This window comes from Streptomyces sp. NPDC086989 (assembly GCF_044745505.1).
Classification (GTDB): domain Bacteria; phylum Actinomycetota; class Actinomycetes; order Streptomycetales; family Streptomycetaceae; genus Streptomyces.
The window spans coordinates 156695-169200 of sequence record NZ_JBIVAL010000016.1; the positions used below are offsets into that span (position 1 = coordinate 156695).

A 12506-nucleotide genomic window follows, 5' to 3' on the forward strand; every position below is an offset into this window, starting at 1 on the left:
ATGGCAGCATCTGACGCCCTGACGGCCGCCCCCGGCGGCCGCGCCCCGGCCGCCCCGTCCGCCGGCGACGCCCGGCTCGGTACCGGGGTGCGGTTCCCGTTCCGGCCCGGAAGCGCAGGCGCGCTCGCATGGGCCACGGGAGCCGCCGCGGTCCGGCAGTCCGTCGAGACCCTCCTCGACACCGAGCCCGGCGAGCGCATCATGCGCCCCACCTTCGGCTGCGGGCTGCGCCGCCACCTGATGGCCCCCAACACCCCGGCCACCCGCACCGCGATCGCCGCCGAGATCGCCGAGGCGCTCACCGCCTGGGAGCCCCGGATCCGGGTCACCGAAGTCTCCGTGACCCCGGGGGAGGAGCCGACCCTCGTATGGATCGACATCGCCTACGTCCACCTGCTCGACCTGCGCCCGGACAACCTCGTCTACCCCTTCTACCTGCGGTAGGCGGGTGACGACGGTATGCCGCTGATCGGCCCCATCCTCGACGACCGCACCTTCGAACAGCTCCGCGAGGAGCTGGTCAAGCGGATCCCCGTCTACGCGCCCGAGTGGACCGACCACAACACGGGCGACCCCGGCATCGCCCTGCTCGAACTCTTCGCACACCTCGGCGAATCCCTGCTCTTCCGCTTCAACCAGATACCCGATGCCACGAAGGCCGCCTTCCTGCGGCTGCTGGGCGTCCGCCCGCGCCCCGCGCTCACCGCCCGCACCCTCCTCGTCCTGGAGACCGAACGCCCCGACGGCGTCCAGGTGCTCCGCGGAGCCGAGGCCCGGGCCGGCGCGGTCGCCTTCGAAACCGCCGACGAGGTCGTCGCCTGGCCCCTGGAGACCCTCGCCGTCGGCAAGACGCCCGCCCCCGAAGCCCCGGGCACCGCCGAGAGCCGGCGCCGCCGGAACGCAGTCGAGGCCCTGCCGGCGGACGAGCGCAAGCGGGCGGCCGCCGGATCCCCCGTCCGGTTCTACGTCACCACCGCCGTCCCCGCCGACCCGCAGGCCCCCGACCGGCCGCCGCTGGACGTCGCCGCCACCCTCGACCGGTCCCTGTGGATCGCCCTGCTCGCCAAGAACACCACCGACGCCCGGCTGCTCGCCGGCCGGACCCTGTTCGTCGGCGTGGTCCCCGACGAGGAAATCCCGCGCCCCTACGACCTCCTGGCCCGCGACACCCACGACCCCACCCGGCTGCGGGCCGCCGACCTCGTCAGCGCCCCGCCCGGCTTCCTCTGGGAACTGTGGAACGGCCCCGATGCCCCCAGCGCCTTCACCGCCCTGTCCGTACTCGGCGACACCACCCGCGGGCTCACCACCGCCGGAGTCGTCTCCGTCGCCCTGCCCGCCGCCTTCCCCACCCACCCCCGGGGCAGCACCGGCCCCGGCGGCCTCAACAGCCCCCCGCCCCTCGACGACGACCGGACGGCCGCCCGCGTCCTGGGCTGGCTCAGGGTCCGCCGCCCCGCCGACGAGAACGACGCCATCCACCGCATCCGCTGGGCCGGGGTCAATGCCGTCGGCGCCGTCCAGGCCCGCACCGCCGCACCCGAACTCCTCGGCACCGGCACCGCCGACGCCGGACAGGTCCTGCGCCTCACCCGGCGTCCCGTCCTCTCCGGCAGCGTCCGGCTGGAGGTCGAGGAGGCCGACGGCTGGCAGCCGTGGACCGAGGTCGAGGATTTCGCCGGCAGCGGCCCCCTCGACCGGCACTACACCCTCGACGCCGACGCCGGGCTCGTCCGCTTCGCCGACCGCGGCCGGCTGCCCCGGATCGGCGAACGCATCCGAGTCCTCGGCTACCGCTACGGCGGAGGCTCCGCCGGAAACGTCCCGGCCGGCGCGATCGGCGCACTCACCGGCGTCAGCGGTGTCAAGGTCACCAACCCGCTCCCCGCCGCCGGCGGAGCCGACCCGGCCTCCCTCGCCGACGCCCTCGACGCCCTGCCCGCCGAAGTCCACCGGCGCGACCGGGTCGTCACCGCCGAGGACTTCCGCGCCCTCGCCCTCGAAGTCCCCGGCGTGCGCCGCGCCGAGCCGCTGCCCCTGCTGCACCCCGACACGCCCACCCAGCCCGCCGCGGGCGTCGTCAGCGTCCTCGTCTTCCCCGCCGAGGACCAGCGCGACCCCGGCACCCCCCTGCCCGACCTCGCCCTGCTGCGCCGCGTCGCCGCGTACCTCGACCCCAGGCGCCTGGCCACCACCGAGCTGTACGTCATCCCGCCCACCTACACCGACATCGCCGTGTCCGTCGGCATCCGCACCCGCGACGGCTACCAGCCCGACGCCGTGCGCCGCTGGGTCGAGCTGATCCTGCGCCAGTACCTCGCCCCGCTGCCGCCGTACGGGCCCGACGGCGCGGGCTGGCCCCTCGGCCGGGCCGTGCGCCGCGCCGAACTGGAGGCCGTAGCCGTCCAGGTGGAGGGCCTGGAGTACCTGGAGGACGAACTGCTGCTGGCCCGCCGCACCGGTACGGGATGGACCCCGCTGCCGCTCGTCCCGCTCAACCCGTGGGAGGTGCCCCGGGTCGCCGAGATCACCGTCGTCACCGGCAGCCCCCTGCCCGTCGGAGCCGGCTACGGAACCCCGCCCCCGCCCCCCGGCGACCCCGTCGTCGTACCGCTCCCCCCGGAGGTCTGCTGATGTACGGCGACCGTGCCGTCGGCGTCCTGGCCGACCCGGACCAGTGGGTGCGCTGCCGCCACGAATCCACCGCCCTCCTCGACGAGGGGGGCGTCGGCCTCGCCTGGGAACCCGAACCGCAGCCCGCACCGGACCCGGCGACACCCGGGCACGGGCCCGCCGGGCTGGCCTTCGACCGCTGGGGCCGCGCCTACCGCTCGTACCCGCGCGCCGGACGCGTGGAGGTCATCGCCCCCGGCACCACCGCCGACGGCGCCCCCCACCGGCCGGGCACCCTCTGCGTCCCGCGCGGCCTCGCCGTGGACGCCGCACAGCGCCTCCACATCGCCGAATCCGGCGCCGGCGCCGTCCACGTGATCGACCTGTGGGGCGAACGGCTGCTGCGCCGCGTCCCCGTCCGCAGCGCGGACCGCCCGCACCGCCGGCCCCTCGACGTCACCGTCCTCTGCGGCGCCGTGGCCGTCCTCGTCACCCGGCCCGCCGGGATCGTCCTGCTGGAAGGCCGCCGCGGCCCGCTGCGCGGACCCGCACTGCGCCGCCCGCCCGGCGGCGACGGCCTGCGCCCCACGCGGATCGCCGGCCACGCCGGACAGCTCCACGTGCTGTGGACCGGGCCGGCCGGCGGACGCGCCGTCGTCGCCCGCGCCGACGGCACCCGCCCGCTCACCGTGCCGGACGCCACCGACCTGGACCTGACGGCCGACGGCGCGCTGGTCGTGGGCCGCGCCCCCGGCCAGCCGCTGCGCCGCTTCCGTGCCGACGGCGAAGCCTGGGCGGAGATCGAACCCCTGCGCGCCCCCGGCTACGACGGCGGAGCCGTCACCGTCGATCCCGACGGCCGCGTCGCGTTCACCACCGCCGACGGGCTCGCCCGCACCGCCGGACCCGCCGCCCGCTACACCCCCGCCGGCACCGTCATCGGCTACCGCCTCGACGCCGGGGAGTACCGCACCCGCTGGGGCCGGCTGTTCCTCGACGCCTGCATCCCGCCCGGCACCGACGTCCGCGCCGGCTTCCTCACCACGGACGAGGACACCGTCCCCGACCCGCTGCCCTGGCAGCCGCCCGTACGCGGACCGCGCTCCGTGCGCCACGCCGAGCACACCCCGCCGCTGCCCTCCCGCGCCCTCCACGCCGACCGGCCGCCGCCCACCGCACCCCTGTTCCGGCGCCCGACCGGCCGGGAACTGCCCTGGGCGCAGATCGACCCCGACGACGGGTTCGAGACGTACGAGGCCCCCGTCGACGCCCCGCCCGGCCGCTACCTGTGGATCGTGCTCCGGCTCACCGGCACCCCGCGCCTGACCCCCCGTGTCCGGGGCCTGCGCGTGGAACGGCCCGGACACCGGCTGCCCGCCGCACTCCCCGGGGCCTGGAGCCGCGACGAGGGCGACGCCGCGTTCCTCCAGCGCTTCCTCGCCCCCGCCGAAGGCCTGCTGCACGAACTGGACTCCCGCGCCGCCCTGCGCACCCTGCTCCTGGACCCCCGCGCCACCCCCCAGGAAGCCCTCGACTGGCTGGCCGGCCTGCTCGGCCTGGCCCTGGACCGGCGCTGGCCGCCGACCGCGCGGCGCGAACTCATCGCCCAGGCCTACGACCTGTTCCGCATCCGCGGCACCGTCACCTGCCTCGAACGCATCCTGCGGCTCTACCTCCCGCTGCCCATCAGCGTCGTGGAGCACTGGCGGCTGCGCGGCCTCGGCGGAGCGGTCCTCGGCGCCGGGCCCGGCGGGGCCCCCGCACCGGCCGTCGGCGGCGCGGCGGCCACCTCCGGGGCACTGGGCCGGTTCACCGTGGGCGGCACCCGGCCCGCAGAGGACGGCTACACCGCCACCGCACACCGGTTCAGCGTCCTCATCCCCGCGGACCCCGGCCCCGACCGGCTCGACGTCGTCCGCGCCATCGTGGAGACCCACAAACCGGCCCACACCCTCGTGGACGTCTGCCCCCTCGGGGCGGGCATGCGGATCGGCCGCACCCTCCACCTCGGGCTCACCTCCGTCGTCGGCCCGGGCGCGGCCTGGGGTCCCGCGATCGTGGGGCGGGTACGGGTCGGCGAGGACGGCGTCGTCGGCGTGCCCGCCGCCGGCTCCCGCGTCGGCGAGACCACCATCACCGGGGCGGTGCGCGTCGGATGAACGCCCCCACCGTGGTCATCGACCGGCTCTCGGCCACCCTGCGCCACGACCCCGGCCAGCCGCCGCCGTCGGCCGACCGACTGCGCGGACCGCTGCGCCGCGCGATCGGCGGCCCCCTCGAAACGGCTCTGCGCGGACTCGACCTGCCGCCCGGCCGCTGGTGCCTGGCCCGGCTCGACCTGACGCTCGCCCTCGACCCGGCCCGCCCCGAACCGGCCCTCGCCCGCGACTGGTCCGAGGCGGTCGCCGCCGCGATCGAACGGACCGTACGGGAGGGCCGGACCACCGCACCGGGCGGGCTCGTGCACTTCCGGCACGACGTGGAACTGCTCGCCGACGCGGTCGCCGGCCTGGCCGCCGGACGCCGCGAACGACTGTGGGCCTGGCGGCAGACCGGCATCCTGCGGCCCGGGGACCCGTCCCCGGACGCCTCGCCCGGCCCGGCGCTGCTGGCCGCCCTGGAACGCCACCCGCAGCACGCCGCGGCCGCGGTGTTCCGCGCGGCCGAACAGTGCGGGCTCGCCGCACTGCACCGGGCCTGGGGCGGCGAAGGCTGGCAGCGCCTGGCCACCCTCGTGACCGGCGGGGAGCCGCCCGTACCCGGGGACACCGGCGGCCCGCCGCCCGGCCCCGGCACCCGCGCACTCGCCCGGGCCCTGCTCGCCGGCTCCCGGCTGGCCGACCTGGTCCGCGCCTCCCGGCTGCGGCCCGCCGAACCCGTCCCGGCCGCATGGGCGGTCCTCGTCCTCGCCGAAACCGATCCGGCATCGCTGCACCGCGCCGCCGCCCGCCCCGGGCTGCGCGAGCTGCTGGCGCAGGGCCTGCGGGCCCCGGACGGCGCCCCGGCGCGACCCGTACCCGGGGCGGGGCCGGGGCGCGGCCAGTTGCCGGACCGCGGCCCCTGCGGGGACGGCGGGAGCGGCGAGGAGGGCGGAGAAGGAGAGCGCGCCGGGTGTGACGGGTGTGCCGGACAGGCCGGATGTGACGGGTGTGCCGGGGGCCAGGCTCGGTGTGGGGGGTGCACCGGGACCGCCGGCTGTGCCGGACTCGTCCGGTGTGCCGCATGCGTCGGGTGTGCCGGGACCGACGGGACCGACGGGACCGCGGGACCCCCGGCCCCGCCGGGTCCCGCGTCGCCCGACGGCGGGCCCGGGGCCGTGGCCGACCGGGCTGCGCCCCCGCACGAACCCCCCGCCGCCGGGGCGCCCCGCACCGGTGCGGGCGGCTCCGGTCCGGGCCCGGCCGGCTCCGCGGCCGCCGAGACGGCCGCGCCGGACCCCGTACGACCCGCACGCCCGGCGCCCGCTCCCGATCCGCAGGGCGCCGCCACCGGCTGGGCCGGGCTGCTGTTCCTGTTCGCCACCGCCGCCGAAGCCGGGCTCCCGGACCGCGCCCTCGACGAACCCGCCCTGGCCGCCAGGCCGTTGCCCTGGACGCTGCACACCGCAGCCCTCGCACTCATCCCCGGCATCGCCCCCGCGGACCCCGCGGCCCTCGCCCTCGCCGGGCTCGGCCCCGCCCGCGCCGCCGGGCTGCTGCGCGCCGCCGCGGCGACCCCTCGCGAGCGGGACGCCGTGGGCGCGCTCGCCGCCGACTGGGCGCGGGCCACCGCCGCCCGCCTCGGCGACGGGCCGTACGCGCACGACCCATCCGGCGCCGTCCTCACCGTCGCCCGCCGCCCCGGCCGGATCGCCGCCGAGACCGGCTGGATCGAGGCCGTCCTCGCCGTCGCCGACACCGACCCGGAGATCCGGCGCGCCGGACTGGACCTCGACCCGGGCTGGCTGGGCTGGCTCGGCGCGGTCGTGAGGTACCGCTATGTCTGAGCGCATCAGCCGCGACCTCTCCGGCCGGGCGGCCGCCGTCGCCGTCCGGGTGGCCGAGCTGCTGGAGACCCTGTGCAGCGAGGAGGCGGGCGGCGAGTCCGCCGCGTTCCTGCGGGACTGGGCGGCGAGCGCCGCGCACCGCACCCCGGGCGGCCCCGGCGCCCACCCCCCTGCCGCCACCCCGCTCGACCGGCTGGTGCACCGGTTCGGGCTCGGCTCCCTGGAGACCGAACTCGTCCTGTTCGCGGGGCTCCCCGACGAACACGAGGGCCTGGCCCGGACGTTCCGCACCATGAACCCCGGCGGCGCACCCCACCCCAGCGTGGGCCTCGCGGGCCTCCTGATCGACTGCGCGGCCCGTACCGCAGCAGGGACGGGGGCAGGGACCGCACCAGGGCCCGCAGCGAGGGCCGGCACGCCCGGTGCACGAGGGCACGCGCCGGACCGGGTCGCCCTGCGCAGGCTGCTCCACGAGGGCCCGGCCGTGCGCGCGGGCGTGCTCGTCCTCACGGGCGACGGCCCCTTCCACGAACGCTCCCTGACCCTCGCCGACGGACTCTGGGAGGCCCTGCACGGCCACCCCGCCCGGCCCGCCGTCCTGGAGGAGGCCGACCCCGGCCCGCCGGTGGCCGGCCTCGACGGCTGGCTCGCACTCCCCGAAACCGCCCGGGCCGTCGCCGCCCTGCGCTCCGCCGAGCCCCGCACCCTGCTGGTCTGCGCCCGCGACGAGACCGTCGCCCTCAGCCGCTGCGCGGCCCTCGCCCGCGCCGCCGGACTCGGCCTGTTCGCCGCCCGCACCCGCCCCGAAGACCCCCGCGCCCTGGGCCTGCTGGGCCTGCACGCCGCCGTACGGGGCGCCGTCCCGCTGCTGGTGGTGCCGGCCCCGGCGGCCGCAGCGGCGGCCCCTGTCACACCCGCCGCCCACCGCATCCCGGGTCCGCTGCTGGTCTGCGCACCGCCGGGCACCGTACGCCCCGGGCCGCAGCGGCCCGTACTCACCGTGCCGGCCGGACCGGTCGGCACGGCCGACCGGCGCACCGCCTGGCGGGAGGCGCTGCCCGAAGCACCCGGGCGCGCCCCCGAACTGGCGGCGCGCCACCCGCTCGACCCGGCACTCACCGCGCAGGTCGCCCTCGACGTGCACAGCCGCGCCGCACTCGGCGCCGCACCGGCCCCCGGCACCGAGGGCGACGGCCCGGACGTCTCCGGCGCCATCCGCGCCCGCGCCGGCGCGCTGCTGCCCCCGGGAGTCGACCTCGTCGGCCCGGACGCCCGCTGGCCGCGGCTGGTCCTCGGCGGGGAGGCGGGCGCGCAGCTGCGCGACGCGGTGGCCCGGCTGCGCCACCAGGCGCTGGTCCTGGACGACTGGCGGCTGCGGGAGGCCGCCCGGGCCGCCCGGGGCGTCCGGCTGCTGCTCACCGGGCCGCCGGGGACCGGGAAATCGCTGGCCGCCGAGGTGCTGGCCACCGAGGCCGGCCGGGACCTGCTGGTCGTGGACGGCTCGGAGCTGGTCTCGAAGTACATCGGCGAGACCGAGAAGAACCTCGCCGCCTGCTTCGACGTGGCCGAGCGCACGCAGGCCGTGTTCCTCCTCGACGAGGCCGACGCCCTGTTCGCGACCCGTACGGAGGTCTCCGAGGCCAACGACCGGTTCGCGAACCTGGAGACGGCCTATCTGCTCCAGCGCCTCGACCGGTTCGACGGGCTGGCCGTGCTGACGACCAACTTGCGGCAGAACATCGACGCGGCCTTCATCCGCCGGATGGACTTCGTCGTGGAGTTCCCGCTCCCCGACGAGGCGGGCCGGTACCGGATGTGGGAGCTGCACCTGCCGCGCGCCCTGCTGCACCCCGACGCGGACCTGGCGGCGCTCGCGCGGCACTACCCGGTGCCGGGCGGCTGGATCCGCAACGCGGCGATCGGCGCGGCCTTCCGGGCGGCGGACGACGGGGGAGCCGTCCGCCAGGAACACCTCGCCGACGCGATGCGCCGCGAGTACGGGAAGGCCGGCCGCCCCTTCCCGGGGGTGCCGCCCGGCCGGGACGCCCCGGGCGCGGACCGGCGCGCGGCCCGCGCCCTGGTCCCGCCGTCCGCCCCGCCGCCCGGCCCGGCGCCGCCCCCCGCCCGCCGCGCCGCCGCGGCGCCCGGCCTTCCGTTTTCCGCCGCCCCCTCGGCGTCCGACCGGCGCAACCAGAAGGAGAACCCATGACGGCGCTCGGCTCCGGCAGCACCCCGTGCGGCTGCGGCGGCGGCTCCGCCCCGGCCCCGCCCACCGGCCCCGCACCCGCGGGCGGCCCGTGCGGGTGCGGCCCCTGCGGCGGCGACGAGCTGCCCGTCAACCCCTTCCTCGCACTGCGCGCGGCCTTCGGGATGCTGCTCGGCGAGGACGACTTCCGCGTCCTGATGGGCAATCCGCGCGGCAAGCTCATGCTGCACCACGCCTGGCAGCACGGCCCCGGCGTCGTCCGGGGCCTCGGGGTCACCCGGGACGGCGACGAGCTCAGGGTCCTGCCCGGCCTCGCCGTCGACGGGCTCGGCCGCGAGCTCACCCTGGACGCGGCCTGGTGCCTCTCCCTGAGCGGGTGGGCGCGGGCCTGGACCGAGGCCCACCCGCCCCCGGCCCCGGACGGGCCGCCCGCCGACGGCCCCGGTCCCGGAGCGCCCGCGCGGCGCACCGCCGAGGCCTGGATCCTCGCGGAGTTCGCGTCCTGCCCGGACCGGCCGGTGCCCGCCCTGGCCGACCCGTGCGACGTGATGCGCCGCCACGACGACTTCTCCCGGATCGTGGAGGGCACGCGGATCACGATCCGCTCCGCCGCCCCCGCGCCCTGGCGCCCGTACCACCGCATCCGGGTCCTCCTCGGCCTCGACGAGGCCGCGCCGGGGGACACCGCCGGCCAGGAGGCGCTGCGCGAGGCCGCCGAGGTCGCCCGGGTCCCCGCGCACCTGCGCGCCCCTGCACTGCTCGCCGCGTTCCGCCGGCTGGCCGCCGCGGACGCCACCGCACTGGAGCCGGAGCGCGAGGAGGGCGACGCGTGCCCGCCGGGGGCGCCGGTGACGGAGGACCACGCAGCCGTCGTACTGGCCCGGCTCACCGTCGAACTCACCGAGTACGACGGGTGCGTACGGGTCGAGGAGGTGTACGCCGACCCGTCCGTGCGCACCGCGCTCCTGCCCACGACCACGATCCAGGAGCTGCTGTGCGCCCTGGCGCCCGGGATCGTCGGCGCCGCCGCCCCGGCCGACGCCGGAGGCCCGCGCCTGGTGGCCGGCTCCCTCGCCTGGAGCCGCGAGCACACCGTGCTCGGCTTCGAGGTCACCGCGCCGCTTGCGCCGGGCTCCGCCGAGGCCGAGGGCATCGAGATCACCTCGCTCTCCGACACCGGCCGGGGCTGGGCCGCCGACGAGGTCGCCGGGATCCGGGTGTCGGCCGACGGCCGCCGGGTCAAGGTGGACCTCGACCAGCGGCCCGCGTACGAGACGGTCCGCGTCCGCATCCGCGGCACCGGGCCCAAACCCCTGTACGGCGCGCACCCGAAGGCGCCGTTCGCCGGTCCGGAGGGCGGCCCGCCGGGCACCGCCGACGAGGGCAACGACGCCGTCGTCACCGTCCATCTGCCGCGCGAGGCGGCCCCCGGGAGGACCGAGGAATGACGATCAGCGAAGGCACCGCCGACCCCGCACCGGCGGCCGGCCCGCCCGCCACCCCGCCCGCCACCCCCTCCGCGACCGCCGACGGCGGGATCGACCGGCTCAACCCCTTCGACGGGCTGTTCCTGCGCGCCGAACACCTGGCCCGCATCCAGGACTACGCCCGCGAACTGGCCCTGGCCGTCGGCGCGGCGGCCGGCCCCGGCGTCGTCGAGGGCTACGAGGTCAGCGCGCAGGACGGGGTCCTGCGCGTCGGCGGCGGGCTCGCCGTGTCCGCGGAGGGCCGCCCGCTGCGCTCGCAGCGGCTGGTGACGCTCCCGCTCACCGGCCTGGATCCCGGCCCCGACGGATTCTGGTGGGTGGAGGCGGCCCCAGACTCCCGGCCCTACGGAGACGCCCCCGTACAGGGCGGCTACTGCGACGACCCGTGCGCCGGTACGGCCACCACCCGGCGCCCGTACGTGGCCGAGGGAGTGCGGATCCAGCTCGCGGAGGCAGCCGAGCGGGGCCTCGACAACCAGCTCCCGGCCGCCCGGCGCAACTTCCTCGCCTCCCGGATCTTCGCCGCCGAACGCACCGAGCACGCGCCGTGGCCGTACGGCACCGGCGGCGCGCACCTCCCGGCCTCCTGGGCCCCGCCCGCCGCGAGCCCGGGCAGGCCGAAGACCGTACGGCTCGCGGTGCTCCTGCGCGACACGGCCGATCCCGCCGGCTGGGTGGTCGACACCTGGGCCGCCCGCCGCGACCGGGCCGCCGCCCCACCGCAGCGGTACTGGCAGTCACGGCTCGGCATGCGGCCCTGGGACGCCTACACCGCCCAGATCCTCCAGTTCCAGGACCAGTTGGCGCAGGTACGGGGGGTCGCGCCGGCGTCCACGGCCGATCTGCGGCCGCTGCTGGAGCAGTTGGCCCTGATCGGCGACCAGCAGTTCCTGAGGAGCCACACCAAGGACCAGGTGGGCCGGGAAGTGGCCCGGCTGGTCACGGGCCTCGGCGAGGGCGCCCGGGCCGCGCCCGCGGGCCCGTACACCCTGGAACAGCTGGGCATCGTGGAACTCCCGCCCGCCGGGTACCTGCCGTACACGCCCGAGGGGGAACGCGGCGCCGCCCTCGACGGGATCCGGGGGCTCCTGGGTCAGCAGGTCGACCTGAGGTACTGCTCGTGCGCGCTGCCCGACATCGCCCGGGCCGTGGAGGAGGCGCGCCACCGCGACCGCATCCGTCTCGACGAGCCGGTCGGCGTCGACGTGCTCCTGCCCGTCGACGACCGGGACGCACCGGTCGGCGACTGGGTCGCCTTCGTCAGGAGGGAGCTGCGGCACTGTTACGACCCGGGAGGCGGCGGTGACCGGCAGGACGGGACGAACGACAGGCAAGATAGCACTCGGTGACTGATCCGTGACGGTGTGCGCATAGCATGTGAGGTCGGACTTCTCTGCAGGAGGACCGCCTATGAACCAGCAGTTCCTCGCGTCACCGGTCCGGGGTCCCGGGCAGGGGGAGGCGCCGGCGCTCCACCTCCTCGGCGGCCCGCGCGTCGTCCATCAGGGGAGGTGGATCGACGTGCCGGAGGGGGGCAAGCGGTTGCTCGCGTTCGTCGCCCTGCACGGCGGACGGGTCGAACGCCGCCATGCCGCCGGCGCGCTGTGGCCGTCCGGCGACGACCTGAGGGCGGCGGGGAACCTGCGCTCCGCCCTGTGGCGGCTCAAGGCCGCCGGCATCGACCTGCTCGACTCCGACAAGTGCTCGCTCGCCGTGCGCGAGCACACGGTCGTCGACCTGTACGTCCTGTACGGCTGGGCCGGGCGGCTCATCGGCGGCACCGCCACCACCCAGGACCTGTCGGCGCTCAAATGGCGCACCGACGCGCTCGACCTGCTGCCCGGATGGTACGACGACTGGGTGCTGCTGGAGCGCGAACGGGTCCGCCAGCGGCTGCTGCACGCACTGGAGGCGCTCAGCCGCGAGCTGGCCCGCGTCGGCCGGCACGCCGAGGCGGTGGAATCGGCCCTGCTCGCCGTCAGCGCCGAACCGCTGCGCGAAAGCGCCCAGCGGGCCCTGATCGAGGCCCACTTGGCGGAAGGCAACCTCATCGAGGCCATGCGCGCCTACGACACCTACCGCGACCTCGTGAAACGTGAGCTCGGCGTCGAGCCGGGCTGCGAACTCGCGGGCCTCATACGGAACTTCTGCCGCTCGGCCACCAGGGCCCGCGAGGTGCCGGCCGCCCGGGTGCGGCACGCCTGAACCGGGGCCA

General features: G+C 77.8%; 8 protein-coding genes. All 8 read left to right on the forward strand.

Features of this window, described 5'->3' with window-relative positions; translation table 11 throughout:
* The 8 genes from ACIPK4_RS32360 to ACIPK4_RS32395 all read left to right on the forward strand — a co-directional run bounded on the left by ACIPK4_RS32360 (position 1) and on the right by ACIPK4_RS32395 (position 12496).
* A complete protein-coding gene (locus ACIPK4_RS32360) occupies positions 1–444 on the forward strand; it encodes a GPW/gp25 family protein (protein WP_402319343.1) in 444 nt (147 codons plus the stop codon).
* A 15-nt stretch (positions 445–459) separates the two neighbouring features.
* A complete protein-coding gene (locus tag ACIPK4_RS32365) occupies positions 460–2634 on the forward strand; it encodes a putative baseplate assembly protein (protein ID WP_402319346.1) in 2175 nt (724 codons plus the stop codon).
* The gene (locus ACIPK4_RS32370; RefSeq protein ID WP_402319349.1) at positions 2634–4772 is read left to right on the forward strand and encodes a phage tail protein; all 2139 of its coding nucleotides are present in this window, start codon (positions 2634–2636) and stop codon (positions 4770–4772) included. Before ACIPK4_RS32365 ends, ACIPK4_RS32370 begins: the two co-directional genes overlap by 1 nt.
* On the forward strand, positions 4769–6598 hold the full coding sequence (locus tag ACIPK4_RS32375; RefSeq protein ID WP_402319351.1) for a heterocycloanthracin/sonorensin family bacteriocin: 1830 nt from the start codon (positions 4769–4771) through the stop codon (positions 6596–6598). The genes ACIPK4_RS32370 and ACIPK4_RS32375 overlap by 4 nt, the downstream gene beginning before the upstream one ends.
* The gene (locus ACIPK4_RS32380; RefSeq protein WP_402319355.1) at positions 6591–8807 is read left to right on the forward strand and encodes an ATP-binding protein; all 2217 of its coding nucleotides are present in this window, start codon (positions 6591–6593) and stop codon (positions 8805–8807) included. Before ACIPK4_RS32375 ends, ACIPK4_RS32380 begins: the two co-directional genes overlap by 8 nt.
* A complete protein-coding gene (locus ACIPK4_RS32385; RefSeq protein WP_402319357.1) occupies positions 8804–10252 on the forward strand; it encodes a hypothetical protein in 1449 nt (482 codons plus the stop codon). The genes ACIPK4_RS32380 and ACIPK4_RS32385 overlap by 4 nt, the downstream gene beginning before the upstream one ends.
* Entirely contained in the window at positions 10249–11640 is a 1392-nt protein-coding gene (locus ACIPK4_RS32390) for a hypothetical protein (RefSeq protein ID WP_402319360.1), read from the forward strand. The genes ACIPK4_RS32385 and ACIPK4_RS32390 overlap by 4 nt, the downstream gene beginning before the upstream one ends.
* 61 nt (positions 11641–11701) lie before the next feature.
* Positions 11702–12496, forward strand: a complete 795-nt coding sequence (locus ACIPK4_RS32395) for a BTAD domain-containing putative transcriptional regulator (RefSeq protein ID WP_402319362.1) — start codon at positions 11702–11704, stop codon at positions 12494–12496.
* The last annotated feature ends 10 nt before the right edge of the window (positions 12497–12506 follow it).